Origin of the sequence: Telluria mixta, from assembly GCF_029223865.1 — a bacterium.
Classification (GTDB): Bacteria; Pseudomonadota; Gammaproteobacteria; order Burkholderiales; family Burkholderiaceae_D; genus Telluria; species Telluria mixta.
Genome location: NZ_CP119520.1, coordinates 1360180 through 1384908, shown reverse-complemented (window position 1 = coordinate 1384908; position 24729 = coordinate 1360180). Strand labels below are relative to the sequence as shown.

24 protein-coding genes and 1 pseudogene are annotated in these 24729 nt (G+C 66.0%); 15 read left to right on the top strand and 10 right to left on the bottom strand.

The genetic code is table 11. From position 1 onward, the window contains the following. Positions 1 to 91: 91 nt before the first annotated feature. Together P0M04_RS06085 and P0M04_RS06080 are read left to right on the top strand one after the other, a co-directional pair. A complete protein-coding gene (locus tag P0M04_RS06085) occupies positions 92 to 994 on the top strand; it encodes a LysR family transcriptional regulator (RefSeq protein WP_259448056.1) in 903 nt (300 codons plus the stop codon). A gap of 108 nt (positions 995 to 1102) precedes the next feature. Then, positions 1103 to 2023 (top strand): MBL fold metallo-hydrolase, encoded by a 921-nt coding sequence (locus P0M04_RS06080; RefSeq protein WP_259448055.1) that lies wholly within the window; start codon positions 1103 to 1105, stop codon positions 2021 to 2023. 9 nt (positions 2024 to 2032) lie between these two features. Here P0M04_RS06080 and P0M04_RS06075 read toward each other — a convergent pair whose 3' ends face one another. After that, the gene (locus tag P0M04_RS06075) at positions 2033 to 2692 is read right to left on the bottom strand and encodes a glutathione S-transferase family protein (RefSeq protein WP_259448054.1); all 660 of its coding nucleotides are present in this window, start codon (positions 2690 to 2692) and stop codon (positions 2033 to 2035) included. A gap of 8 nt (positions 2693 to 2700) precedes the next feature. After that, positions 2701 to 3291, bottom strand: coding sequence for a hypothetical protein (locus tag P0M04_RS06070; RefSeq protein WP_259448053.1), 591 nt, complete (start codon positions 3289 to 3291; stop codon positions 2701 to 2703). Between the two features lie 90 nt (positions 3292 to 3381). Here P0M04_RS06070 and P0M04_RS06065 point away from each other — a divergent pair, with 90 nt between their 5' ends. The 3 genes from P0M04_RS06065 (at position 3382) to arr (ending at position 4857) form a co-directional block, all read left to right on the top strand. Next, positions 3382 to 3762, top strand: coding sequence for a hypothetical protein (locus P0M04_RS06065; RefSeq protein WP_259448052.1), 381 nt, complete (start codon positions 3382 to 3384; stop codon positions 3760 to 3762). Positions 3763 to 3844: 82 nt separating this feature from the next. Then, entirely contained in the window at positions 3845 to 4393 is a 549-nt protein-coding gene (locus P0M04_RS06060) for a hypothetical protein (protein ID WP_259448051.1), read from the top strand. 8 nt (positions 4394 to 4401) lie between these two features. Beyond that, entirely contained in the window at positions 4402 to 4857 is a 456-nt protein-coding gene (gene arr / locus P0M04_RS06055) for an NAD(+)--rifampin ADP-ribosyltransferase (protein WP_259448050.1), read from the top strand. On the opposite strand, the gene P0M04_RS06050 is transcribed toward arr, so the two are convergent. From P0M04_RS06050 to P0M04_RS06030, 5 genes and pseudogenes are all read right to left on the bottom strand, one after another. Next, on the bottom strand, positions 4858 to 6048 hold the full coding sequence (locus tag P0M04_RS06050) for a PEP-CTERM sorting domain-containing protein (protein ID WP_259448049.1): 1191 nt from the start codon (positions 6046 to 6048) through the stop codon (positions 4858 to 4860). A 120-nt stretch (positions 6049 to 6168) separates the two neighbouring features. Beyond that, positions 6169 to 6993, bottom strand: coding sequence for a PP2C family protein-serine/threonine phosphatase (locus P0M04_RS06045; RefSeq protein ID WP_259448048.1), 825 nt, complete (start codon positions 6991 to 6993; stop codon positions 6169 to 6171). A 65-nt stretch (positions 6994 to 7058) separates the two neighbouring features. Beyond that, positions 7059 to 7433 carry a GspE/PulE/PilB domain-containing protein gene (locus P0M04_RS06040; RefSeq protein WP_281042379.1) on the bottom strand — a complete coding sequence of 125 codons (375 nt, stop codon included), beginning with the start codon at positions 7431 to 7433 and terminating at the stop codon, positions 7059 to 7061. Between the two features lie 314 nt (positions 7434 to 7747). Next, a pseudogene (locus P0M04_RS06035) lies at positions 7748 to 8116 on the bottom strand (GAF domain-containing protein); the annotation flags it as partial. Between the two features lie 115 nt (positions 8117 to 8231). Next, positions 8232 to 9230, bottom strand: a complete 999-nt coding sequence (locus tag P0M04_RS06030) for a serine/threonine-protein kinase (RefSeq protein ID WP_259448046.1) — start codon at positions 9228 to 9230, stop codon at positions 8232 to 8234. A 70-nt stretch (positions 9231 to 9300) separates the two neighbouring features. On the opposite strand from P0M04_RS06030, the gene P0M04_RS06025 reads away from it, so the two are divergent. The 5 genes from P0M04_RS06025 to P0M04_RS06005 all read left to right on the top strand — a co-directional run bounded on the left by P0M04_RS06025 (position 9301) and on the right by P0M04_RS06005 (position 16179). Further along, positions 9301 to 9864, top strand: a complete 564-nt coding sequence (locus P0M04_RS06025) for a DNA-3-methyladenine glycosylase I (protein WP_259448045.1) — start codon at positions 9301 to 9303, stop codon at positions 9862 to 9864. Positions 9865 to 9868: 4 nt separating this feature from the next. Then, complete coding sequence (mnmC1, locus tag P0M04_RS06020; RefSeq protein ID WP_259448044.1) at positions 9869 to 11530, top strand: FAD-dependent 5-carboxymethylaminomethyl-2-thiouridine(34) oxidoreductase MnmC1; 1662 nt, start codon at positions 9869 to 9871, stop codon at positions 11528 to 11530. 70 nt (positions 11531 to 11600) lie between these two features. Beyond that, entirely contained in the window at positions 11601 to 12311 is a 711-nt protein-coding gene (locus P0M04_RS06015; protein ID WP_259448043.1) for a sensor histidine kinase, read from the top strand. Then, positions 12308 to 13981 carry a tetratricopeptide repeat-containing response regulator gene (locus P0M04_RS06010; protein ID WP_259448042.1) on the top strand — a complete coding sequence of 558 codons (1674 nt, stop codon included), beginning with the start codon at positions 12308 to 12310 and terminating at the stop codon, positions 13979 to 13981. The genes P0M04_RS06015 and P0M04_RS06010 overlap by 4 nt, the downstream gene beginning before the upstream one ends. Positions 13982 to 14067: 86 nt before the next feature. Further along, positions 14068 to 16179: a xanthine dehydrogenase family protein molybdopterin-binding subunit gene (locus tag P0M04_RS06005; RefSeq protein ID WP_259448041.1), complete on the top strand. Its 2112-nt coding sequence runs from the start codon at positions 14068 to 14070 to the stop codon at positions 16177 to 16179. A 16-nt stretch (positions 16180 to 16195) separates the two neighbouring features. Here P0M04_RS06005 and P0M04_RS06000 read toward each other — a convergent pair whose 3' ends face one another. Further along, positions 16196 to 16993, bottom strand: coding sequence for a PhaM family polyhydroxyalkanoate granule multifunctional regulatory protein (locus P0M04_RS06000; protein WP_259448040.1), 798 nt, complete (start codon positions 16991 to 16993; stop codon positions 16196 to 16198). Between the two features lie 66 nt (positions 16994 to 17059). Between P0M04_RS06000 and P0M04_RS05995 the strand changes: the two genes are divergently transcribed. After that, positions 17060 to 18274, top strand: a complete 1215-nt coding sequence (locus P0M04_RS05995; protein WP_259448039.1) for a DUF3108 domain-containing protein — start codon at positions 17060 to 17062, stop codon at positions 18272 to 18274. A gap of 34 nt (positions 18275 to 18308) precedes the next feature. Beyond that, complete coding sequence (locus tag P0M04_RS05990) at positions 18309 to 19034, top strand: DUF3108 domain-containing protein (RefSeq protein ID WP_259448038.1); 726 nt, start codon at positions 18309 to 18311, stop codon at positions 19032 to 19034. On the opposite strand, the gene P0M04_RS05985 is transcribed toward P0M04_RS05990, so the two are convergent. Beyond that, a complete protein-coding gene (locus P0M04_RS05985) occupies positions 19024 to 19662 on the bottom strand; it encodes a pyridoxamine 5'-phosphate oxidase family protein (RefSeq protein WP_259448037.1) in 639 nt (212 codons plus the stop codon). The genes P0M04_RS05990 and P0M04_RS05985 overlap by 11 nt on opposite strands. Before the next feature lie 89 nt (positions 19663 to 19751). Between P0M04_RS05985 and pdxR the strand changes: the two genes are divergently transcribed. Then, positions 19752 to 21194, top strand: coding sequence for a MocR-like pyridoxine biosynthesis transcription factor PdxR (gene pdxR / locus P0M04_RS05980; RefSeq protein ID WP_259448036.1), 1443 nt, complete (start codon positions 19752 to 19754; stop codon positions 21192 to 21194). 72 nt (positions 21195 to 21266) lie between these two features. Continuing rightward, entirely contained in the window at positions 21267 to 21668 is a 402-nt protein-coding gene (locus P0M04_RS05975; protein WP_259448035.1) for an OsmC family protein, read from the top strand. Between the two features lie 207 nt (positions 21669 to 21875). Here P0M04_RS05975 and P0M04_RS05970 read toward each other — a convergent pair whose 3' ends face one another. Then, positions 21876 to 22763, bottom strand: a complete 888-nt coding sequence (locus P0M04_RS05970; RefSeq protein ID WP_259448034.1) for a hypothetical protein — start codon at positions 22761 to 22763, stop codon at positions 21876 to 21878. Between the two features lie 929 nt (positions 22764 to 23692). Between P0M04_RS05970 and P0M04_RS05965 the strand changes: the two genes are divergently transcribed. Beyond that, positions 23693 to 24481, top strand: a complete 789-nt coding sequence (locus tag P0M04_RS05965; RefSeq protein ID WP_259448033.1) for a hypothetical protein — start codon at positions 23693 to 23695, stop codon at positions 24479 to 24481. Positions 24482 to 24729 lie beyond the last annotated feature (248 nt).

The following is a 24729-nucleotide window of genomic DNA, read 5'->3' as shown; positions in this document are numbered from 1 at the left end:
GGCGCGGCGTCCACGACAAGATAGGGGAGTGCCCACTTTTGATTAAGATGGTGGCATGCAAATCATTTGTGACAAAATTCAAAGGTGACCCATGGACGGGAGATTGCTGGCGGAGATGAGCGTGCTGGCGGCCGTCGTCGAGACGGGCAGTTTTACGCGCGCGGCGGAGGTGCTGGGGTTGTCGGCTTCGGGCGTGAGCCGCTCGGTGGCGCGGCTGGAAGCGAAGATCGGCGTGCGGCTGCTGGAACGGACGACGCGCGCGCTGCGCCTGACAGGCGAGGGTACGCGCCTGTACGAACTGGCGGCGCCGCACCTGTCGGGCATCGAGGAAGCGGCGGACGCGGTCGCGGGCGCTGCGGCACAGGTGCGCGGCGTGCTGCGCGTCAGCCTGAATCCGCTGTTCGTGCGCTACGTGCTGGCGCCGCGGCTGCCCGAATTCCTCGCGCGCTATCCGGAGCTGGAAATCAGGATGGTGCCGGTACCGGATGCGGCCGACCTGGTGGCGGAAGGCGTCGACGTCGCGGTGCGCTTCGGACCGCAGCCGGCATCGAGCATGTCGTCGCGGCTGCTGCTGAACACCCGCGTGCTGACGGTGGCGGCACCCGCCTACCTGAAGCGCCACGGCCGGCCGAAGGTGCCGCAGGACCTGGCGAAACATGAGTGCCTCCAGTACATCAACCCGCAGGACGGGCGCGTGTTCGATTGGGAGTTCCACCGCGGGAAAGAGGTGCTCGTCGTCGAGACGCGCGGCCGGCTGACGCTGACGGACGGCGATGCGCTCGTGCGCGCGTGCGTGGCCGGGGCGGGCGTCGCGCAGATGCTGGCGCTGGGCTTCGAATCCCTGATCACGGGCGGCGCCCTCGTCGACCTGTTCCCCGACTGGCCGGACGAGCGATTTCCCCTGTACGCGATCCGGCCGTCGCGGCGCCTGCCGCCGGCGGCCGTCGAAGCCTTCCTCGATTTCTGCACGGAGATCTGCCGGCATCACGCGTGACTGGTGCGTTGCGGGCAACACGGTGCGCCCGCGCGCGTGGCTTCTGGCACGCGGTCTTCCTCTCTACGATGCATCCATGCCCGACCCCCGGGCCTCTTTCAGGAGACCATGATGCTTACCGTAGATACGCCATTGCGCCCCGCCAGCCACGGGCCCGAAGAACTGGTGCCGTCCCGTTACGCGCTGAAGGTCGGCGACATCGACGTGATGGTGGTCAGCGACGGCGTGCTGCCGCTGCCCGCCGTGACGATGGCCACGAATGCCGATCCGGCCGAGCTGGCAGGCTGGCTGGATCACATGTTCCTGCCGCCGGATAAATTCGACTGGCCGCTGAACGTGCTCGTCGTGCGCAGCGGCGACCAGACCATCCTCGTCGACGCCGGGGTCGGCACGCAGTTTCCGGGCTTCCCGCGCGCCGGCCAGTTCCCGGCGCGGCTGGAGGCCATCGGCATCGATCTGGCATCCGTGACGGACATCGTGATCACCCACATGCACATGGACCACGTGGGCGGGCTGCTGGCGCCCGGCGTGAAGGAGAGACTGCGTCCGGACGTGCGCATCCACGTGACCGACGCCGAAGTGAAGTTCTGGGCGTCGCCCGATTTCTCGCTGACGGTCATGCCGGAAGCGGTGCCGCCCGTGCTGCGCTCGACCGCCGCGCGCTTCCTCGCCGAATACCGCGACCGGCTGCAGGTCTTCGAGGAGCGCCGCGAAGTCGCGCCCGGCGTGGTGGCCCGTCTGACGGGCGGCCACACGCCCGGCCACTGCGTGGTCGACCTGGCGTCCGGCGGCAAGCGATTGATGTTCGCCGGCGATGCCGTCTTCCCCGTCAACTTCGAACATCCCGGCTGGCAGAACGGTTTCGAACACGATCCCGAAGAAGCGGCCAAGGTGCGCGACCGTCTGTTCCGCGAGCTGATCGACGACGGCGGACTGCTGGTCGCGGCGCACCTGCCGTTCCCGTCCATCGGACGGGTGATGGCGGATGGCGACGCGTACCGTTACGTGCCGGTGTTCTGGGATTACTGACGCCTGCGCTCAGTCGCGGTCGGGCGCGCCCAGCGGGAATAGCGGGCGGTACGACCGCGCCTCGTCCACCGCGCGGGCGAACGACGGCCGCGCCAGCAGGCGCGCGCGGTAGGCGCGCAGGGTTGGGTAGCGTTCCGCGATCGGATGCGTCCAGTCCGCGTAGAACAGCGCGGGCGCGGCGGCGCAATCCGCCAGCGAGAACGTGTCGCCCGCTGTCCACGTGCGCCCGGCCAGGCAGCCTTCCAGCCAGCCGTAGGCGAGTTCCAGTTTTTCCGTCGCCGTCGCGACGGCGTCCGCGCGCTTGCCTGCATCGCCCGTGAGCGCACCGTTCACCGCGTGCTGGACCAGGTTCATCACGTGCAGGTCGAAGAAGCGGTCCATGAAACGGACGTCCAGCGCCGCGAGCGGATCGTCCGGCAGCAGGCGTACGGGCCCCGGATGCGTCAGGTGCAGGTATTCGATGATGATGCTCGTCTCGACGACGTTGCGCTCGCCGTCGACGAGCAGCGGGAACTTGCGCAGCGGCCAGCGCTGCAGCCATTGCGCCGCGTGCTGCGGCGTGTCCGGCCCGAGGCAGCGGAACTCGAAAGGCGTGTCGTTCTCGTACAGCGCGACGAGCACTTTCTGCGTGTACGAGGAGAAGGGATGTCCGTAGAGCGCGAGCGTCATGGGAGTTCTCAGCCGTTGCCCACGGCGCAGGGCATCCCGGGTTGGCGGGACGGATCGGAAGGCTGCGCCTTTTCCACGTAAAAGTCATAGACCTCGGACGCGCCCGTCGTCGGGCCCCAGTTGCGTGCCGTGGCGCGCATCTGCGCGCGCGTCGCGTTGCGGAATTCGTAGACGGCGAACAGCGTGACGGTATCGAAGGACTTGGCCGTGCTGTAGAGCACGTGGACCCGGGTGTCGTCGAGCAGGCCGGGGTTCGGTGGCGTGCCATCCGCAGGCCCGGGAATCGCGATGACGTCGCCCGGATTGTTGCGTGCCTTGACGCGGTCGAGCGGATAGCCCGACGGGCCGATGACGATGGAGTGCACGCCGCCGGCATCCTGCACGTTGGCGGAGACACCGAACGGTTCGTTGACGTAGACGCAGCGGTTGGCGGGCGCGGATGTGTTGGTCGTGACTTCCACCATCGGCGTGCCGACGCCGGGCGCCTGGTAGTGGACGCGGAAGCGCATCGTCGCGTTCGTCGTATCGGACAGGTCCGGCATGACCTGGCAGCCGCACAGCGCGATGGCCGGACACAACGCCAGCAGGGACCGTTTCATGTGAGACCTCCGGGGCGGTTCGATCGCTGTCCAGTATCTCCGGTGTGGTAACTTGTCGTCAATGCAAATGTGTATCACGGCAGGGTAAACATGACGGACTGGAAGCCGATTACAGAAGTCGAGTTATGGGACAAGATCATGGAGGCCGAGGGGCGGATGAGTCCTCGTGTGTTCCGCTTTTGGGAAGCCGTCAGGATCGTGCCGGAGAAGTGGCGCGAGGCGGCGTTCGGTGAGATGGACGGCGGATTCTGGGTCGTTGCGATCATCGGCCGCAAGGCGATCTGGTACAACGATATCGAAGACGGGTTTAATTGCTCGTCGTATTACGTGGTCGGGACGCTTGCCGAGTATTGGTGCAATCAGGACGGGCTCGAAATCGCCGTCCAGAACCTGTTGTCGACGATTGACACGGGACTCGATACGGTGCCGCGGCTCGGCCCGCCCGTTACCGGTCCGTATCAATCGAAATGAGGGCATGTTCACGAGTGATAAAGCGTGCACTTGTGACGTCATCCTTTCAGTATCATGAAGGATTACGTTACCGGTTTCATGCATGAATCGCCTGATCAACAGCCTGCCGTTTCTGCTTGCCGCACTGGCTTGCTCGTCGTCGTCGGCAGCCGACGTGTCCTGCGCACAGCAGATGGGCCAGCAACGCGCGACGCTGTTGGCCCGGCAGTGCCGGCAAGTCTCGCCGGCGACGCATCCGCCCTGTAACGCGGCCAACAGCTGTGCCATGATCGTCGACGAGTTCGAGCGGGGCTGCGACATGCTGGCGGGCGAGTCGTATCGCCCCCAGTTCTGCGGTACCAAAGAGCGCGCAGGGACTTTCCAGGGCTACCTGTTCTCAGGCGGCGGCAGCGATGCCGACCAACTGACGGTGCTGACCGACAAAGGCGAGCGGATCCACGCGTATTGCACCCAGCTTTGCGACGATCTGTTCAGCGAGCCCGACGACCATGACGTCGTCACATTGCGCAAGGAGCTGGTTGGCAGGCGGGTGGCGGTCGAGGTGGCGATCGAACGGAATGCCGGCCGTATCCCCGGGCCGGGCGACGGTGAGCGGATTCCCCTCGTTAAACACATCAAGTTGTTGAAATAAGAGGCCGTATGGATCATCAAGAATGGACTCCCGTTACCCACGAATCCTGCGACAACGTCCCGGGCCCTTTCTACCACGGCACCAGGACCCGTTTCCAGCCGGGCGACCTGCTGGTCCCGGGCTACGCCTCCAACTTCGAGGAAGGCCGCGTTTCGAACAACGTGTACTTCAGCGCCAACCTGGAAGCGGCGATCTGGGGTGCGGAATTGGCCACCGCGCTGGGCGGTGCCGAGGGGCGGGGCCACATCTATATCGTGGAACCCACGGGGACGTTCGAGGACGATCCGAACCTGACGAATAAACGCTTTCCCGGCAATCCCACGCGTTCGTACCGCACGCGGGCGCCGCTCAGGATCGTCGCGGAAGTGGAGGATTGGCAGGGGCATCCGCCGGAGGTCATCCGGCAGATGCTCGACCACCTGGACGAATTGCGGCGCGCGGGACGCGCCGTGATCGAAGACTGATCAGTTGCGCGTCCGCTTCTTCGCGCGGCGCGATGCCAGCAGTGCTGCCACGCCGGCGCCGGCCAGCCACAGCGTGCCCGGCTCCGGCACGTCGCCATGCGGCTTGACCGCGTTTTTACCTGGGTCATTGCCCGGATCGTTGGTCTGGCCGGGCTGGTCCGTCGGCAGCAGCGTGCCGGGGAGAGGGGACGGTTTCGAGCCGGGGCCGGTGTCGGTGCCCGGTTGCGTGCCGGTCGTTCCGTCCGTTGTGCCACCGGGCGTCGTGCCCCCTGTTTTGCCGGGATCGCCGCCGCCGGAACCGCCGGCGTCCGTGCCGGTCGACGTGCCGCCGCTGCCCGGCGTGCCGGTGCCCGAACTGCCGTCGGTGCCGGTCTGCGCGGTGTCGCTCGACACCTTGGCCAGCGCCGCCGGCAACGTGCCGCCATCCCAGATCGGGCCCATGCCGGCGCTGTGGATGCCGTTCGGTCCGAAGCTGGTGCGCGTGGGCCCCGTGCCGCCGGTCTGCGCGGTCTCGCCGCTGCCGAAGGTCTGCAACTGGTAGCCGTGGCCGGCCGGATTGGTGTCGGCCGCGTACCCGACCTGCTCCACCGTGCCTTCGTCTTCCTGGGCCTGTTCGACGGAAGAATCGAGTTCTTCCTCGCTCGGTCCCTTGGCTTCGACGGGCAGCTGGGGCACGTCCGAAATGCGGTTGCCGCAGCGCGTGCGGATCTCGTTCTGGCCGTCGGACAGCAGCGTCTCGCCCTGGGCCAGCTGGAGTTTCTTCGACGTCCAGAATACCTTGTCGCCCTTGCGGTACGAGACGTACACGGCGCGCGGCTTGTCGACGGTCCTGACGGTGGTGTTACCTGCCTCGAACGCCGAATAATGCTCCGCCACGACCTGGTCCACGGCGACGGCACGCGTGAGTTCCTGGCGGTTGAGGACGCCGCCGGGCACGATCGAATAGGGATAGACGCGGCGCGTCTTCTTCGTCTCCACCTGGGCCGCGGTGCGCAGGACGGCCGGCGCCGGCGTCGCGCTCGCGGCCGGTGCGTGCGCCTGTGCGGACAGCGCCGGCGCCGCGGACTCGCTCATCGCGAGCGCGTACAGGCCGGCGCACGCCGCGACGCCGAGCAGGCCGACGGCGGCCAGTCGTTGTTTCAGACGCGAACCTTTTCTGCTGCGGCGAATGTAGGCGCTGCGGTAGTCCATACGAGGTCCAGGAGGATGAAAGTAGGAGAGCTCCTACAGAGTATCATCTTTCCTCGTATCAAATCTACATTCTTCCAGAGAAATTCTATTTGCATAGTGCAAATAGAGACACTTCGCCGGTCAGCGTTCGACGAGCGCCAGTACGGCCGTGATGTTGTCACGGCTGCCGTGCGTCTTGGCGAGGGCGATCAGGTCGGCGCAGCAGTGCTCCAGCGTTTGCGCATGCGCGCCGGCCAGCACGCGTTCGATCGCGGCGTGCGGCGTGTTGCCGTACAAGCCGTCGCTGCACAGCAGGTACAGATCGCCGGGATGGGGTGTGCACGCCTTGACGTCGGGGGCGATCGCGGCCGTCGGGCCGATCGCCTGCAGCAGCAGGTTCCGCGGCGGGAAGTCGCCGGAGACGCCCGCTTCCAGCGCCTGCTGGTACATGGTCTGGTCGCGCGTGAGCACGGCCAGTTCGCCGTCGCGGTAGCGGTACAGGCGGCTGTCGCCGACGTGGAAGACGACGAGCGGGCCGTCCGGCAGGCTTTGCCAGAAGCCCGTCAGCGTGGTGCCCATGCCGCTGCCTTCCCCAAGCCCGTTGTGCACGTTGGCGCCGTACACGCGCGCATTGGCGGCGTCGACGGCTTCATGCACGGCCACGACGGCGGGCATGTGTTCGTCCTGCCAGGTCGCGTCCGGGTCGGCCGCATCGCCGGGAGACGATTTTTTCGGGTCGACGGCGCCCAGGGCGTCGCGCACGGTTTCCAGGGCCAGGCGCGCCGCGATTTCGCCGCCGTCATGACCGCCCATGCCGTCGGCGACGGCCACCAGGCGAAGCGCGGGATCGATGAGGAAGTTGTCTTCGTTGGACTGGCGCACGAGGCCGACGTCGGTCAGTCCGTACGCGCAGCCGAAGGCGAGGCGGTGGTAGATGCTCGGGGTTAGCTGCTTCCAGGGGCTCATCGAACGCGGTGGATATCAATACAGGTGCGGCATGCTAGCACGCTGCCCTGGAGGGTTGGCGATTTTCACGGCAGCCGCAGGACGCCGCTGACCGTGAAGCGGATCTCGCCCGGCCTGTCGCCCGGCGCCGTCTCGATGCGCAGGTCCGACAGGCCCTCGCGGTGGCTGCCCGCGACGAGCGCCGCGACGGTGTCCATCAGCCTGTCCGCACGCTCGGGCGGCAACGCCGCGGGTGCCGTGGCCGGGCCGAAGTACTGGTCGAGCAGCGCCGCGAAATCGCGCCGCGTCGTCACGCAGAACACGGGGCGCGATTGCGGGAACAGCATGGCGACGGCATTGTCCGCCCTGACTTGTTCCGGGTCGATGCAGACGACGTACAGCGCGTGGTCGTTGCGTTCCACCGGCAGCCACTGGCGCACTTCGGCGGCCGCGCGGTCCATGCCGTCGAGGAGTTCCGCCGGCACGCGCCGCCCGGGTGGAAGGCGAGATAAGGGACGGCGAAATGGTCCGCGAGTGCGCGGCCGACGACGGGCAGTTTCAACTTGAAGTCGTCGAGGAGCACGTCTTCCACGTCGCGGCCTTGCGCGCGCGCCTGTTCCACCGCCTGCTCGACCTGTTCGCGGCCCAGCGCCCGCGATCCCAATGCGCCGACGAATCCGGTGCGCTCGCGCTTTGCTTCCTGCCGGCGCTGGGCGAACGCGATGGCGAGCGTGTCGCACAGGTAGCGCGCGCCTTCGACGACCGTGCTGTCGAACGGGCCGCCGTGCAGGTTGTTGATCAATTGGAGGACGCCGATCACTTCGCGGTCGTGCATGATCGGGACGACGAGCATCTGCGTCGTGCGGTAGCCCGTGCGCCGGTCCACGCCCTGCTGGAAGCGCAGGTCGGCCGCGTAGCGCTGCAGTTCGGCCGCATCGTAGACGTCGTTCAGGTTGAGCAGCCGGCGCGCCAGCGCGGCGTAGCCGGCCACGCTTTGCGCGGAGATCGGCAGGCGCAGCTGGCGGAACGACGCCATCCCCGTCTTGATCTTGGAGACGAGGCTCGCCTTGTCCTCGCCGACCGTGTAGATCGTCAGGCGGTCCGCGCCGAACAGCGTGCAGATGCCTTCGGACAGGTCGAGCATGATCTCGTCGACGTTGCGCGTGGCGTGGATGCGCGTAGTGAGCTGCTGCAGGCGGCGGAAGAAGTCGCCGCGTCCAGCCACACTGCGTACGATGGTCGAATCGCTCATTTTCTTGTCATGGCCGCGTCATGGGCACGAGGCGCGTCGCGTCAATGTCTTCAACACGGGTCGCATCCGCATCGTCATGCGCATGGTGCACGATGTCGGCCGGAGAGCGCGGCGTGACGGTGTCCAGCGGCCGCCACGGCGAAGCCGCAAGCGTGTCGCCGTCGAGCGCGCGCCGCAGGTCGTCGCGGAACGCTTCGGCGCTGGGATATCGCTGTTCCGGGTGCTTGGCGAGGGCGCGCATCACGACGCGGTCGAAGGCCGGGCCGAGCAGGGGATTCAGCAGGGTCGGCGGGACCGGATGGTCGTGCAGGATCTTCTGCTGCACGGCGAACATGCCGGCGCCGCGGAACGGCCGCTCGTTGGTCAGGAACTGGTACAGGATGATCCCGACGGCGAAGATGTCGGACTGCGGGCCGACGGCCTGGCCCGTGATCTGTTCGGGCGACATGAAGCTGGGCGTGCCGACCATCTCGGCGCCATCCGCATCCTGCACGGCGGCGTTCAGGGCGGCCATGTGGGCGACGCCGAAGTCCGTCAGTTTTACGGAAAGGTCGTGGCTCAGCATGACGTTGGCCGGCTTGATGTCGCGGTGGATCACGCCGTTGCGGTGCGCGTAGCCGAGGGCATCGAGCAGCTCGCACGTCATGCGTACGGCATCCTCGAGCGTGAACTCGAGGTGGAAATCCTGCGTCATGTCGAAGTACGCCGCCAGTTCCTCGCCGCGCACCAGTTCCATCACCATGTAGGCGATGCCGTTTTCCTCGCCGAAGTCGTACAGGCCGACGATGTGCGGATGGTTCAGCCGCGCGACGGCCTGCGCCTCGCGGATGAAGCGGGCCGAATAGGACGCACGCAGTTCCGGTTCCGCATCGCAGGCGGTGGAGATGACCTTGATCGCGACGCTGCGGTCCAGGCGCGGATCGAGGCCTTCGTAGACCTCGCCCATGGCGCCGCGTCCGAGCACGCGCACGATCCGGTATCTGCCTAATTGCGTCGGTTGGTTCATGGCGGCAAGTGTAAAGCAAATCGGTTTGCCAACAATGAAAATCGGCGCCGCAGGGGGTTATACTTGATGTATGAACGACACCCGCTGCACCTGGGCCAACATGGCCAACCCACGCTACATCGCTTATCACGACCACGAGTGGGGCGTACCCTGCCACGACGAGACGACGCTGTTCGAAATGCTCAATCTCGAAGGCGCGCAGGCCGGGCTGTCGTGGGAAACGATCCTGAACAAACGCGACAACTACCGCATCGCCTTCGACGGCTGGGACGCGGACAAGATCGCCAGCTACGACGATGCGAAAGTCGCGGCACTGCTGGCGAATCCCGGCATCGTGCGCAACCGCCTGAAGGTCGCGGCCGCCATCAACAATGCGCAAGCCTACCTGCGCCTGCGCGAACAGGGTTTGACCCTGGACGACTACCTGTGGGCCTTCGTGGACGGCAAGCCCATCGTCAACGACTGGCCGGACGGCGCGCGGCCGGCGAGCACCGGGCTGTCCGACCGCATCTCGAAAGACCTGGCCAAGCGGGGCTTCAAGTTCGTCGGCTCGACCATCGTGTATGCCTACATGCAGGGCATCGGCATGGTCGACGACCACGACCGTGCCTGCCTGTGCCGCCGCCGGAGATGATGCCATGGACTATCGCGCCTGCTGGTGCACCCGGGCCCGCTACACCGTCTTCGATTCGCACTACGGCGACGGCGCCGCGGTCCGCGTCCTGACCGACGTCTGGCGCACCGATCCGCACCGCTCGCCCAATCTGCACATCATCTCCCTGTGCGAGCACCTGCTGCCGGGCTTCCACCGCATGCCGCAGGCGGAGCCGGGCGTCACGCTGGACCTGATCAGCGCCCCGCTGACGGACGCGCTGGCCCAGCTGACGGCGCGCGTCGACATGTTCCGCCTGCACGACATCGAACACGAAGGCACGGACTTCGCGCGCCACGTCGCGCGCGTGGCCGCGCAGGATGGCTGCCTGCAGGCGCAAGGCCTCACGCAAGACCAGGTCGCCGCGCTGACGGCGCAGGGCTTCGTGTTCGACGCGGACGGCGTTCACGCGCGCTTCGCCAGCCGCAAGCCGCGTCCGCCCGCACCGCCGGTGCCGGAACGCCGCGCCATCGTGCTGGGCGCCGGCATCGCCGGTTCCGCCGCGGCCGAGCGCCTGTGCGCGCGCGGCTGGCAGGTGACCGTCGTCGACCGCCAGCCGCAGCCGGCGATGGAAGCGTCGGGCAACCGGGCGGGCATCTTCATGCCGCTGCTGTCGAAGGACGACAACGTGCCCACGCGCCTGACGCGCGCCGCCTACCTGTACGCGCTGCGCCACTGGGAACGCCTGGGCGGCATCGGCCGCGCCATCGAGGGCGCCAAATGCGGCGTGCTGCAACTGGCGCGCGACGCCGATCACGCCGACGTGCAGCGCGCCATCGCCGCCGACAAGTCGCTGCCGGCGGAGTTCGCCGAGTGGCTGGAACGCCCCGAAGCGGAAGCGCTGCTCGGCGGCCTGCCGGCGCCGGATGGCGGCTGGCTGTTCCGCGGTGCAGGCTGGGCGCGGCCCGGCAGCGTGTGCGAGGCCATGCTGGACGCCTGCGGCGGCCTCCTGGAGCGCAAACTCGGCGTGGGCGACGTGCGCATCGAACGCGATGGCGGGCAGTGGCGCCTGACGAACGAACACGGCATCGTGGTCGCGCACGCGCCGAACCTGATCCTGGCCAACGGTGCCGGCGCCGCGCAGGTGCCGCAGGCCGCGCCGCTGCCGTTGACGATGCTGCGCGGGCAGGTGTCGCATGTGCCGGCCGACATGGTGCCGAAGCTCCCCGTCGTGCTGTGCCGCGAGGCGTACCTGACCCCGCCGTCCGGGGGCGTGTGCAGCGCGGGTGCCACGTACGACGCCGATCCGAATCCGGCGCTGTCGCCCGCAAGCCATGCGGAAAACCTGGAACGCCTGCGCGGCCTGCTGTCCGATCCGCATGCGGCCGAGGATGCGCCGCTGGCGGGCCGCGTCGGCTTCCGTTGCGTTGCCCCGGACCGCCTGCCGCTCGTCGGCCGCCTGCCGGACTTCGACGCCGCCGGCACCACCGAGCGCCTGCGCGACGTACCGCGCCATCCGGGTCTGTATGGACTGCTCGGCTATGCGTCGCGCGGCCTGATCTGGGCCGGTTTGTCGGCCGAATTGCTGGCCGCGCAGATCGAGGGCGAGCCCCTGCCGCTGGAGTCCAGCCTCGTCGACGCGCTCGATCCGGCCCGCTTCGTGTTGCGCGCACGCCGCGCCCCGCGGGGTCCGCAGCCAGAAAATTGATTTCTTTCGGGCAACCGAAAGTTTCAAAGGTATAATGTGTGGGAAGCAACATTTCACACATGATCCACCCATGGACGACACCCCCGACGCGCCCGAGCTGTCGCTGTTTCTCGCCTCGACCGCGCACGACATGAAGAACTCCATCAGCGTCCTGTCCGGGACGCTGGAGCGGCTTTTGGTCGATGCATCTCCGCAGACGGAATCGGCATATCCGCAGATGGCGCACATGCTGTACCAGACGAAGCGCCTGAACGACAACCTGATGCAGCTGCTCGCGCTGTACAAGCAGGTGGGCACGCCCGCGTACCCGTTCGACGTGCAACCGCTCGAGCTGGGCCAGCTGGTCGACCAGGTGGTGGCGCTGGAACGCGTGCTGCTGAAATCGCGCGGCCTGAAGCTGGAGCTCGATTACGACCCGGACCTCGTCTGGCACTTCGACGAAGACCTGATCACGGGCGTGCTGTCGCATGCGATCAACAACGCCATCCACTACACGTGCGACACGGTGCGCCTCGCGATCCGCGTCACCGACGACAACTGGCTCGAACTGCGCGTGGAAGACAACGGCCCCGGTTATCCGCCGTCCCTGCTGAAGGCCGGCGCGATCGCCACGCGGGACACCGCGAAGGGCATGAACTTCCTGACCAACAGCGCGGGCCTGGGCCTGTATTTTTCCAGCGAAGTCGCGCGCATGCACCAGCACCGCGAGCGGCGCGGCACGCTGCGCCTGGAAAACGGCGGCCGCTTCGGCGGCGGCTGCTTCATCCTGAACCTGCCATGAACGCGCCTGCTTCCCTCAAGGCCGTGGGCGAGATCGACTGGGCCGACAAGAACTACCTCGTCGTCGACGATTTCGTCGGCGTGCGCCAGCTGCTGCGCGAAGCCTTGCGCAGCCTGGGCGCGAAGAACATCGACCAGGCATCGTCCGGCGGCGAGGCGATGGGCCTGCTCACGCGCATCCGCTACGACGTCGTCCTGTGCGACTACAACCTGGGCGACGGCAAGAACGGCCAGCAGGTGCTGGAAGAAGCGCGCGTGCGCAACCTCGTCAACCCGAGCACCGTGTGGCTGATGGTGTCGGCAGAAAAGAGCGTGGAATCCGTGATGGGCGCGGCCGAGCACCAGCCGGATGCCTACCTGATCAAGCCGATCACGGAAGGCGTGCTGCTCACGCGGCTCAATCGCGTATGGCACAAGAAGCAGATCTTCCGCCTCATCGACCAGGCCTATGCGGAGAAGGACTACCTGCGCGCGGCGCGCCTGTGCGATGCCGCCATCGAAGGGCACAAGGCGCACGAGATCGACCTCCTGCGCATGAAGGCCAAGCTGATGGAAAAGAGCGGCGAGCCGGTCAAGGCGCGCGAGGTGTACGAGCGCGTGCTGGAGCAGCGCGAATACCAGTGGGCGCGCGCCGGCATCGCCAAGATCCGCATGGCCAACGGCGAATTCGAACAGGCGAGACAATCCTTCCAGAGCGTGATCGCGGAGAACCGCTATTACATCGACGCGTACGACCAGCTCGCGTTGACCTATCAGAACCTGGGCAAGCTGGACGAGGCGTGCGCGATCCTCGAACGGGCCGCAAAACTGTCGCCGAATTCCGTGCCGCGCCAGCGCAACCTGGGCAACGTGGCGCTCAAGGTGGGCAATGTGCAGTTGGCGGAGCAGGCCTTCCGCAAGTGCATCCTGATCGGCGAGTATTCCGTCATGAAGACGCCGGACGCCTACCTCGGGCTCGCGCGCGTGTGCGGCCAGAAAAACGATGCGAAGGAAGCGCTGCGGCTGCTGCTGCAGGTGCAGCGCGAGTTCGCCGCCGACTATCCGGACATCGCCCTGCGTTCCAAGATCACCGAGGGCCTCGTCTACCACGAGAGCGGCGACTACCGGCGCGCGCGCAAGGCCGGCGACGAGCTGGAAGCCCTTCTCAATGCGACGGAGGACCGGCCCGACATCCCGACCTGCCTGGAACTGGCGACCCTGCTGTTCGCGGTGGGCGTGAAGGATGCGCCCGTGGAGCTGCTGTGCTACGTGATCCGCAACAACCACGACAACCCGCTGCTGCTCGACGAAGTGCAGAAGATCTTCGACAAGGCGCGCCTCGGCGACGAGGGCCTGGAGTTCATTCGCGTCTCGAAGAAGGAAGCGACCGACCTGATGAACCAGGGCGTGTTGCTGTGGAAGACGGGCAAGCTGATGGACGCGGTCGAGTGGATGCGCCAGGCGCGCAAGAAGGTGCCGAACAACCAGCGTATCCTGTTCAACGCGGCCCAGATCCTCGTCTCGCACCTGCAGCAGCATGGCTACGACGGCGCCCTGTCGGCCGAGGCGTACGAGGTGCTGCACCACGTGGACCGGCTGCTGCCGGGGCAGCAACGCTTCGCGCAACTGATGGAGCAACTGGCGCAGCTGCAGCCTGTACTCGAAAGCGGGACGATCGCCGAAGTGGCGTAATTCGCTACACGATCTGGTGAAAATCATAACGCCGGCGGCGCCGTCCGCCGTGTAAGAATTCCGCTTTGATCACAGCGGAGAGCGGCGTGCGCATCGAACGAAGCAACCAGGTGGCATTGACCCGCCGCGGCTTTCTGAAATCCACCGGCGGGCTCGTACTCGGCTTCGTCATCCCCGTCCAGGGCCGCGCGGCCACGCCGGCGCCCGCCTCACCCAATGCGTTCCTGCACATCGCGCCCGACGACACCGTCACCGTGCTGGTCGACCGGCTCGAATTCGGCCAGGGCGTGCACACGGCGCTGCCGATGCTGGTCGCCGAGGAGCTCGATGCCGACTGGTCGCGCGTGCGCGCCGAGCTGGCGCCGGCCGGCGACGCCTACAAGGACCCGCTGTTCGGCATCCAGATGACCGGCAGCTCCATCTCGGTGGCGCACTCGTTTACGCATTACCGCGAGATCGGCGCACGCGCCCGCGCGATGCTGGTCGCCGCCGCGGCTGAGCGGTGGCAGGTCGCGCCCGACGCGTGCACCACGGCCGCGGGCGTCGTCATCGGCCCCGGCGGCCGCAAGGCGCGCTACGGCGCGCTGGCCGATGCGGCCATGAAGCAACCGGTGCCTGCGACCGTCAAACTGAAGGACGCGAAGGATTTTCGCCACATCGGCAAGCCGACCGGACGCCTGGATGCGCGCGCCAAGTCGAGCGGCAAGCAGCAGTTCGGCATCGACTTCACGCTGCCCGGCATGAAGGTGGCCGTGGTCGCGCGTCCGCCCGTGTTCGGGGGCAGGGTGCGCAGCCTCGATGCAGGCAAGGCCCGCGCGATCAAGGGCGTCGTCGACGTGGTCGAGGTGGCGGTGGGCAGCGGCGGGCGCGGCGTGGCCGTGATCGCGGACGGTTACTGGCCGGCGAGTCAGGGCCGCGACGCGCTCGTCATCGACTGGGACACGGGCGCCGTCGACAAGGTCGATTCGGAACGCCAGCTGCGCGATTACCGGACGCGCGCCGCCACGCCGGCGTTGGCGACGACGTCGATCTCGGCCGTCTACGAATTTCCTTATCTGGCACACGCGCCGATGGAACCGATCAACTGCGTGGTCGACCTCCATGCAGATCGCTGCTCGGTCTGGGCGGGCGTGCAGTTCCAGACGTTCGACCAGACCGCCGTCGCGGCGGCGGCGGGGCTCAAGCTCACGCAGGTCACCTTGCACACCATGATGTCGGGCGGCGGTTTCGGCCGCCGCGGCGTGACCACGTCGGACGACCTGGTCGAAGCGGTCAACGTCGCCAGGGCGTACGGACGCGGTCCGGTGAAAGTCATCTGGAGCCGCGAGGACGACATCAAGGGCGGCTACTATCGCCCGGCGCACGTGCACAAGGTCGACATCGGGCTCGATGGCAAAGGCGACGTCGTGGCGTGGAACCACGTGATCGTCGGCCAGGCCATCAGTGCGGGCACGCCGTTCGAATCGGTGCTGATCAAGAACGGCGTGGACTCCACGACGACCGAGGGCATCCTTGACGCGTATGCCTTGCCGGTGAAGCTGTCGGTGCATCATCCGAAGGCGAACGTGCCGGTGCTGTGGTGGCGCGGATCGGCGTCGAACCACACGGCGTTCGTCATGGAGACGCTGGTCGATGAGGTCGCGCATGCGGCAGGCGCCGACCCGGTCGAGTACCGCCGCAAGCTGCTGGGTGATAAACGCCCGCGCCACCTGGCGGCGCTCGACCTGGCGGTGCAGAAGTCCGGCTACGGCAAGAAGCCCCTGGGCGAGGGCCGTGCCTGGGGCGTGGCCGTGCACGGCATGTCCGGGAGCGTGGTGGCCTACGTGGTCGAGGCGTCGGTCGAGAAGGACGTGCCCAGGCTGCACAAGGTCACGGCCGGGGTGCATTGCAACCTGGCCGTCAATCCGTTGACGATCGAGGCGCAGGTGCAGGGCGCCGTGCTGGCGGCCCTCGGCACCACGTTGCCGGGCGCCGCGATCACGTTCAAGGACGGCGTCGTCGAGCAGCGGAATTTCAGCGACTACACGGTGGCGCGCATGCCGGACATGCCGCACGTGGGCGTGTTCATCGTGCCGTCCGCCGACCCGCCGACCGGCATGGGCGAGCCGGGCCTGCCGCCGCTGGCGCCGGCCTTCGCCAACGCCATCTTCCAGCTCACGGGCAAGCGCTTGCGCAAGTTGCCGTTCGACCTGGGATGACGTTGCGGGCGTAGCGTCAGGGCTTGTCGGTCTTCGTCCGGCTGGTGCGAGGTGTCTTGCCGTTGCCGTTGCCGGCCGCCGGGCCGCCGCTGCCTTCGACGGGGGGCGCCATGGCGGTTTTCGATGCCGCCCTGGACGGCTCCGCCTTCGGTGCGCCGCCGCCCTCGTTTCCGGGCACTGCCGGTGCTGCGGCGCTCGGCGTCATCGCATTCGCGACAGCTTGCGTAAATTGTTCCTGCAACATGTTCCACCACGCGACGGCGGCCGGCATCGCCATCGCGGCCGGGTTGGCTTGCGCGTCCGCTGCACCGGTGGATTGCGGCGCGGTCGTGCCCGGCTGAGCCGTGCCACCGCTGCCCGCCGCGGCGGCAGTCGGGGCCTTGGGTGTCTCCGTCTTTGCGGCAGGGGCAGCGGGTGCCGGCTTGGCAGCGGCGCCTCCCTGGCCCTGCGCACCGAAGAAGGGCGAGAACGGCATGGACGCCATCTTTTCCGCGCTGACGCCGGACTGGCGCATCGCTTCGGCCATCGAGGCGCCCATCGTCTTCAGCGTCATCAGCGTGCCGCGCTGCACTTCGAGGGCCTGGATGGTCCCGCGCAGCATGCTGAGGTTCAGGTTGAGCCAGGACTCGACCGCCTTGAGGTCGGCGATACGCTTGTCCAGGTCCTCGGTCGACATCGGCGGTGCGGCGATGCCTGCCATCCCCGGCATGCCGGGCATGCCGGTGCCGGGGATCTGCATGGATCCCCACAGGTTCTTGACGAATTCCAGCGTGTCCGTCACGCCAGGCATGGCGGGTGCGGAGGGTTTCAGCATGGTGGTCTCCCTGGTTGGTGGCCGCTAGCGTAACAGATAAATAAGAGCCGACATAGATATGGGTGGATGCGATGGTTGGAAGCGCAGGCGGCGGCGCGCGGGCGGACCGGCTACACTAGGCGGATGAGCCCCGCATACGCCACGACCCGACGCCGCCGGCAACTGGTGCTGGGCGCGCTCACGATCCTGTTGCACGTGCTGGTGTTCGTCTGGTTCGCGCGCCAGATGGGCCAGGTGCCCGACCCGTCTGCCCGCACGGGACGCGCGCCCATGACGGCCGAGCTGGTCGAGGCGCCGCAGCCGCGGCCCTTGCCGCCCGTGCCACCGCCGCAGCCGGCGCTGGAGCAGCCGCCGTTGCCCGAGGTCGACCCGGAGCCCGTGGTGCCCGCACCGGCACCTGGTGCGCCCGATGCTGCGTTGACGCCGGAATCGGACGGTATCGCCGCCACCGATGCGCCGGGACAGCAAACGGGGCAGGGGGGCGCCGCGGTCGGCGCAGGCACCGTACAATCCCGGCAGGATGACAAGCAGGACGCGGCCCCCCAGGCGCAGGCCCAGGCGGAAGCGGCGCAGAAACCCCAACCGGCCGCGCCGGAAGCGCGCCGTTACAAGGTCGACATGCCGCCCTCGGCCGACATCACGCTCGACGTCGCGCGCACGGACGCGAACGGCACGAAGTGGAGCGGCGACGCGCTGCTGTCGTGGCGGGTGACGCCGTCCAGCTACCGCGTGAAGATCGAGGCCGGTATCCGTGTCGTGTTCGCGCACGTGAACCTGCTCACCCTCACGAGCGAGGGCACGGTTGGAGATGAGGGATTCGTCCCCACGTTGATGACGGAGAAGCGGCGCGGGCGCGCCATGACGGCGACGCATTTCAATCGCCAGGAGGGCACGCTGACGTTTTCGGCATCGGGCTTGAAGTATCCGCTCGTGCCGGGCGCGCAGGATAAAGCCAGCGTGCCGCTGCAGTTGACGGCCATCGCGCGCGGTGATTCGAAACAATTGTCGGGAAATATCGACATCCTTGTCGGCGAGGACCGCGACGCAAGCGTTTTCACCTTTACGGTGGCCGGACAGGAACAGCTCGACACGCGGCTGGGCCGCATCGCGACGTGGCACCTCGTGCGTCCACCGAAACCCGGCTCGTACAACTCGCGCCTGGAACTGTGGCTGGCGCCGGGTTACGGCTGGTATCCGGTACAGATCCGTAACGTCGAGGCGAGCGGGGCTGTGACGACCCAGACCGCGAGCAAAATCGTGATTCAACAAGCAGGAAGCTGATATGAAAAATGTTTTAAGAATGGCAGGCGCAGGGATGATGTTGATGACGGCGCTGGGCGGCCATGCCGTGGCAGCGGAAGAACATCCGGCCATCAAGCGCCCGTTCGACCTGCCGCCGTCGGCCGACCTGACCTATTCCATCGGCGCGCGCCAGCGCGGCTTCAACCTGAGCGGCGACGCGACGCTCACCTGGCGCGCGAACGACAGTAAATATTCCGTCAACGCCGAGTCGCGCGTGGCCCTGCTGGGCAAGCTGACGGAAAACCGCAGCACGGGCCTCGTCGACAACTGGGGCCTGGCGCCAACGGAGTACTACGACAAGCGCTTCCGCAAGGACCCGACGACGGCCACCTTCGACCGCGACGGCAAGACCATCACCTTCAGCGACGGCGACAAGACGTATCCGATCAAAGGCGGCGAGCAGGACCGCGTGTCGATTTCGTGGCAACTGGTGGCGGTCGCGCGCGCCGCGAAGGACAAGTTCAAGCCGGGATCGGAATGGCAATTCTTCGTCATCGGCCCGCGCGACGCGGATCCGTGGACCTTCCGCGTCGTCGGCCGGGAGAAAGTGCAGGCCGGCGCGTCGCTCGGCGAAGTGGATGCCGTCCACGTGATGCGCGCCGCGCCACCGGGCTCCAAGGACCAGACGCTCGACATCTGGCTGGCCCCTGGCCACGAGTGGTATCCGGTCAAGCTGCGCTTCACGGACAACGACCGCGACTACGTCGAGCAGACGCTCGAACGCATCGTCAAGAAGTAGCCCAGTCCTTCACGTAGGCCGGCGCCGCCACCGCACAATGCGCGTCCGGCACCGGCGTCCCGCGCGCCTGCGCGAGCGGCAGCACGCCGGCCCACGCGGCGATGTGCATGTCTTCCTCGTCGTCGTCGGGCGGACCCGTACGCACCTTGCACGCGGCTTCAAGCAGCGCGATGCGCATCACGGTCGTCGCCGCGAATTCCTTGTCGTTCCCGGGACGGATCTCCGCTTGCCGGCCCGGCGCCAGGTGCTCCATGAAGTCGGCCAGGGTCTGGCGCTTGGCGTCTTCCGCCACGACCTCGAAGCGGCCGTAGACCATCGCGCTGCGGTAATTCATCGAATGATTGAAGGCGGAGCGTGCGAGCACGAGGCCGTCCACATGCGTGATCGTCACGCAGCAATCCTGTTCCGTCAGGCGCTGCAGCATGCGGCTGCCGTTCGACCCGTGGATGTACAGGTAGTCGCCGCTGCGCCAGCAGGCGGTGGGGATGCAATGCGTGCCATGCGCGTCGGCGAAGGCGATGTGGCAGACGTAGGCCGCATCGACGATGGCATGCAGCAGGGCGGGGTCGTAGGATGCGTTGCGCGCGATGCGCTTGACCTGGGTGCGGGTAGAGGGAGCGGTGTTCATGGCCTCGATAAAGTGGGTGGAAGCCGCACTATAATGGCCGGGATGGCTCCAGCAACAGATCCAGAGCCACGCAATTTCATGGAGCCACGATGGATTATTCCCTGCTGCTGGACGCTTTCGGCCGCGACCACGCGCATCACGCCTGGCCGCGCCAGCGCCTGCTGCACGAATGCCTGCGCGCCGCGATCCGCGACGGCACGCTGGCCGCCGGCACGCGCCTGCTCGCGACGCGCGCGCTGGCGCAGGAGCTGGGCATCGCCCGCAACACGGTGCTGTATGCGTACGAGCAGCTGGCGTGCGAAGGCTTCGTCATCCCGGACCGGCGCGGCACCGTGGTCGCCGGGATCGCCCAGGCACCGCGCCGGCGCAGCGCCGACGTGCCGCAGGCGGGCCTCGCGCGCCGCGCGCAGAACCTGCGGACCGTGAACGGCACCGCCAGTGTCGCGCTGCCGTTCACGCCCGGCGTGCCGGACCTGCGCGCGTTCCCGCTGGCGCAGTGGCGCCGCCTGCTGGACCGCGCCTGGCGCGGCCTGTCCGCGGACCAGCTGAACTACGGCGACCCGGCCGGCGAGCCTGCGCTGCGCACGGCGATCGCGGACTACCTGCGCGCGTCGCGCGGCGTCGTGTGCGAGCCGGGCCAGGTCTTCATCACGGACGGCACACAGGCGAGCCTCGACCTGTGCGCCCACGCCTGCGCCGACGCCGGAGACACCGCCTGGATCGAGAACCCCGGCTACGGCGGCGCGCTGGCCGCGTTCCGCGGCGCGGGTCTCGTCGTCAAGGGCATCGCGGTGGATGGCGAGGGCATGGCGCCATCCCTTCAAGACTGGAGCACGCGCCGTCCGAAGCTGATCTACACGACGCCGTCGCACCAGTATCCCCTCGGCGTGGTGACGTCGGCGGCGCGGCGCCTGGCGCTGATCGATGGCGCGCGTGCGGCCGGTGCGCTGATCGTCGAGGACGACTACGACAGCGAATTCCGCCACGAAGGCCCGCCGCTCGCGGCCATGCAGGGCCTTGTGGCGGATGCGCCCGTGCTCTATTGCGGCACGTTCAGCAAGACGATGTTTCCAGCTTTGCGGATCGGGTTCGTCGTCGTGCCGGCCGGGCTGGCGCCGCAGCTGGCCCTCATGCGCGCGCAATCGGCGGCAGCGGGACGGACGGCGGAGCAGCTGGCGCTGGCAGAATTTCTGCGCAGCGGGGAATTTGCGTTGCACTTGCGGCGGATGCGGCGGCTGTATCGGCAGCGGCGGGATGCGCTGGTGGAGGCGCTCGGGCGGCACCTGGGTAGTCACGCTGTCATCGAAGGGGCTTCAGCGGGGATGCACCTCGCCCTGCGCCTGCCTGCCGATGGCCCGGCGGACGTGGAGATCGTGCGCAGGGCGCGGGAACAAGGGATCGTCGTGAATGCGTTGTCGGCGCATGCGGTGCCGGGTGGGCCGGTGGCCAATGGGCTGATGCTGGGTTATGCGCAGGTGCCGGTTGAGCGGATGGATGCGCTGGTCGAGCGGCTGGCGGAATGCGCAGGGTGACAACGGCGTCATGATAATCTATACGGGCTCGCCCATCATTGAACTCGTCTGGTAGCCCTCCGCGGAGGACCCGTGCAGGTCACAGCAATTGTCAAAAACTCAGCCGCCGGACACGAGGTCATCGTTCGGACCGGCAACTCGGCCCAACCCTTGAGTGTACCGCCAAAGGTCTCGGGCAAAGGCTCCGCCATTAACGGCGGCGAGTTTCTAATGCTCGCGCTGGCAACCTGTTACTGCAATGACCTGTATCGCGAAGCTGAGCGTCTCGCCGTCCCGATCGAAGGCGTCGAAGTGGAGGCAAGCGCTGAGTTTTCGGGCGTTGGCCTCGCCGCCACCAATATCACCTACCGGGCAACCGTGTCCTCGTCTGCCTCCAGTGCCGCGGTAGCGCAGCTACTGCGCGAAACAGACGCCGTCGCCGAAATACACAACACGGTTCGGGCTGGGGTGCCGGTCGAGTTGGTGTGGGGGTAGGTCAGCCATGTAGCTGGGACGTGGCGACGGGGGCCAGCCCGTAAATGCTGCAGGGCGGCCGTTATCGGCTGCGCATTCAATCGGTCGTGACAGTCCGCGACTTTTCCAGCTCGGCAACCTGCTATGCTGAGCCGAACGGCCGGGATCGGTCAGAAGCAGACATATCATGCAGCATTAAGCCCTCTATTCAGAACACCTCTTGTCATATCATTTTCGCTCTTTCGGCTGAATTGCCCGGAGCAACTCTTGAACAAATGTCTCGTGAACTCGCTGACGAGTGCGTTCTGAACGGCCCTGATTTGCGAGCATTAGGTGCTCAACAGAAAAGCCGAAGTTTCCCTTGTTCCGGGACAGTCGTTGCATCGCATCTGACACCGCAACCACGGAGCAAGCTATCTGACGGCGACCTTCCGAAGTTGTGGCACTCCATGACAGTTTTGGTGAGTACCGAAACATTGTATGACACGTGACTAAGCTCTCAATTTGACTTTGCAACTTGTTCTTGTCGTGCTCTTCCCGTAGTAATGGACTTGGTACGTACCACTGCCACTCATCGATCGTGATGCCACTCAGCGGGTCAACAAGTGGAGTGAATACTTCGTCCGGACGTGCCTCCAACACATGTCGAACCGTGTCCTCATCAGTAAAGATACGCATTCCCTTGCCTTTGCCCTCATGAGACACGGCACGAGTAACTGCATCTCCCACAATGAATGCACCAAGGGAATTATTCGGCTTGTTTGGCTCATGAACTCCACCGATAGCAAGGCCTCCGCGGCAAAGAAGCCCCATTGCGGCGGCCTCGTGCATTACATATCTCCCCGCGTCTGCCAGTGCGCCGATGTCCTCCGACCAAAGAAATGCAGCGTCTGACAGCTGAGCCACTCTTACCGCCTTATACGCGTTCTTTGTCCGCATCAATGCCCTCCGGAACGCGAGTAAGATCTGAGCTGCGATTAACTGATGCGGAGAAGCCCCGTTCGGGTCGACCTTCCAAGGTTCGCACTCAACTGCACCCAGAGTGAGATGCCCGTTTGTTAACGCGCCGAAGCCAAGCATGTCGATAAACAACACACCTCCCTGATAACTTTTCATACACTCCTCCTAATAGATGAGGTAGCGTATCAGAATCTCCGTGTTGTAATCTAACGGGCCTTACCTATCATGCTTTGCTCTGGATAGCGAGCAGCCAATTTGTGTTAATCCTCAGGCGGGTGAAGCGCGCCAGCAGAATTGCGGAAGAACTTTGACGATCTGTACATGAATGTTTGTCCGCTTTGGGTCGGTTGCAGTCATTCAGCAGAGACTGCTATCGACCAGAAGCGGACAAAAAATTGGCGAGAATCGATCATCGAAGCTGCTTCTGCGTGGCGGGTGTCGGGTTTGGGTTCAGCTAACTGAACGGGGACTGATCTATGCCTAGAAGAGCAAAGCTAACGAACATAGCCAGCGGTTTGTGCGGTTCGTTCGCTAGCCGGAACAATGACTTGAACGGGTACTGGTCAATCGGCATACTGCGTTCGCTGGCTGACACATATGGCCGGACCTCGGTGTCACTTGACCTGCTGACGTCATCGATGCAGCCATCGTCTTCTGAATTCGCGCCTGTGTTGACACGCTATTACCGGCATCTGGCAAAGCTCGCGGACCTCTCACGTATCCAAGTTGATGAAATCACGACGGCACGCATCACAGTTGATTTCGCACCTCTACCCTGGCCAAGGGAAAGCTACTACAGGTCGAATTGGGGCGATCAGTTCATTCTGACCGTGACCATCAATGCAGACGGCAGGGCCGCTGGTATCGCGAGTCACGCCGGCTATTGTCGGCCGCACGATCCCGCCCGAGAGAGCCGATCAACCCGCCCGGCAGCTCACTAATGTGACGACTGCTTCGGGCTGGTTGCGGCCCTTTGGATTGATCTGGGGGCAGGCAAGGGCCGTGCTCCGGCAAAGTCGACGGCAGCGGTAGCGGCAGTGGAAAAGCACGTATCTTCGCGGTCTCGTAACTGCTAAGCTGCAAGGATGAATGCAAAAACAATGAACCGGCGTATTGGTTGGGCTATTGTCGCCATCGCCGTCGCGCTATCCGCGGCCATTTCCCACGCCAGACCAGCCTCAGGTGGCGTGTCCTGTGGACTCGGCCTGCCGCCTGGCGCTCCCGGATTTGCAGAAGCCCAAGCGCAGCTAGCTCTCGAAGTAAAAACGAACGGCTATCTAAAGGTATGCGAGGCAAACTTAGAGCGCTACCGCATTGCATTCGAACCGTCTACGCCGATCCTGGCAAATTTGCCGTTCGAGCCAGTGAACCTGTCTAGCACGCAATTCGCCCACTTCAAGATCTTGGGTGCGAGGATCGAGCCCGACAATACTACGCACACGCGCCTATATCGCGGCTTTCGTATGCCCGACGGTCATACTGTGACGCTATTCGAACAAGACATGTCGGTTGACGGCACGAGTATTTGGCGTGCGCCCGAGGATGAGCCCGAACGCATCAACGGCATGCCGGCACGGCTCAGCGTGTTCCAGGCCCCCTCCGGCAACGCGATCTCGCACCTGTCTTGGGTCGAGCGGCGACGTGCTTACGAGCTCTGGATCGATGCCAACGTCGTTGATTCACCGCTGCGCAAGCAATTATTTGCGCTGGCGGCGTCGCTCCCGGTTTCTGTGCCGGCTTGTCCAAACGAAGTGCCGCCCAAGCCAGCGCGTATGGGTGCAGATGGTTTTCCGGCAGCTGAACCGATGCCAATGACGCTTACCCAGGCGGAAATAGATAGCCTGCTCGACAGGAGCAAACGGCCGTGTAAGTGATGAGTGAGACTTACAAGTGAACCAAGAACGTTGATCATCCGTAATGGGTCAGCAGCAACCTGTCGTGACAGACTTTCTAATGGGCAGCTGGATGAGTATCCGCTGTCTTGGTGTATCGATGTCGAGCAATGCTACAAAGTTATTACCTATTTCTACGTAAACGAAGGAGCAATTCCGGCATGGGTTAAGTGGAGTTAGCTATATGTCGATTGCTGTCACCTTCTATAAGGCAGCAACCGGCCAGATGC

Bases quoted from the DNA above. Each gene is read 5' to 3' on its own strand.
- P0M04_RS06025 (WP_259448045.1), top strand. From the start codon at position 9,301: ATGAACGACACCCGCTGCACCTGGGCCAACATGGCCAACCCACGCTAC.
- P0M04_RS06000 (WP_259448040.1), bottom strand. From the start codon at position 16,993: ATGCTGAAACCCTCCGCACCCGCCATGCCTGGCGTGACGGACACGCTG.
- P0M04_RS05985 (WP_259448037.1), bottom strand. From the start codon at position 19,662: ATGAACACCGCTCCCTCTACCCGCACCCAGGTCAAGCGCATCGCGCGC.
- P0M04_RS06015 (WP_259448043.1), top strand. From the start codon at position 11,601: ATGGACGACACCCCCGACGCGCCCGAGCTGTCGCTGTTTCTCGCCTCG.
- P0M04_RS06080 (WP_259448055.1), top strand. From the start codon at position 1,103: ATGATGCTTACCGTAGATACGCCATTGCGCCCCGCCAGCCACGGGCCC.
- arr (WP_259448050.1), top strand. From the start codon at position 4,402: ATGGATCATCAAGAATGGACTCCCGTTACCCACGAATCCTGCGACAAC.
- P0M04_RS06010 (WP_259448042.1), top strand. From the start codon at position 12,308: ATGAACGCGCCTGCTTCCCTCAAGGCCGTGGGCGAGATCGACTGGGCC.
- pdxR (WP_259448036.1), top strand. From the start codon at position 19,752: ATGGATTATTCCCTGCTGCTGGACGCTTTCGGCCGCGACCACGCGCAT.
- P0M04_RS06050 (WP_259448049.1), bottom strand. From the start codon at position 6,048: ATGGACTACCGCAGCGCCTACATTCGCCGCAGCAGAAAAGGTTCGCGT.
- P0M04_RS05965 (WP_259448033.1), top strand. From the start codon at position 23,693: ATGAATGCAAAAACAATGAACCGGCGTATTGGTTGGGCTATTGTCGCC.
- P0M04_RS05995 (WP_259448039.1), top strand. From the start codon at position 17,060: ATGCGATGGTTGGAAGCGCAGGCGGCGGCGCGCGGGCGGACCGGCTAC.
- P0M04_RS06030 (WP_259448046.1), bottom strand. From the start codon at position 9,230: ATGAACCAACCGACGCAATTAGGCAGATACCGGATCGTGCGCGTGCTC.
- P0M04_RS06045 (WP_259448048.1), bottom strand. From the start codon at position 6,993: ATGAGCCCCTGGAAGCAGCTAACCCCGAGCATCTACCACCGCCTCGCC.
- P0M04_RS05990 (WP_259448038.1), top strand. From the start codon at position 18,309: ATGATGTTGATGACGGCGCTGGGCGGCCATGCCGTGGCAGCGGAAGAA.
- P0M04_RS06085 (WP_259448056.1), top strand. From the start codon at position 92: ATGGACGGGAGATTGCTGGCGGAGATGAGCGTGCTGGCGGCCGTCGTC.
- P0M04_RS06065 (WP_259448052.1), top strand. From the start codon at position 3,382: ATGACGGACTGGAAGCCGATTACAGAAGTCGAGTTATGGGACAAGATC.
- P0M04_RS06040 (WP_281042379.1), bottom strand. From the start codon at position 7,433: ATGGACCGCGCGGCCGCCGAAGTGCGCCAGTGGCTGCCGGTGGAACGC.
- P0M04_RS06070 (WP_259448053.1), bottom strand. From the start codon at position 3,291: ATGAAACGGTCCCTGCTGGCGTTGTGTCCGGCCATCGCGCTGTGCGGC.
- P0M04_RS06075 (WP_259448054.1), bottom strand. From the start codon at position 2,692: ATGACGCTCGCGCTCTACGGACATCCCTTCTCCTCGTACACGCAGAAA.
- mnmC1 (WP_259448044.1), top strand. From the start codon at position 9,869: ATGGACTATCGCGCCTGCTGGTGCACCCGGGCCCGCTACACCGTCTTC.
- P0M04_RS05970 (WP_259448034.1), bottom strand. From the start codon at position 22,763: ATGAAAAGTTATCAGGGAGGTGTGTTGTTTATCGACATGCTTGGCTTC.
- P0M04_RS06060 (WP_259448051.1), top strand. From the start codon at position 3,845: ATGAATCGCCTGATCAACAGCCTGCCGTTTCTGCTTGCCGCACTGGCT.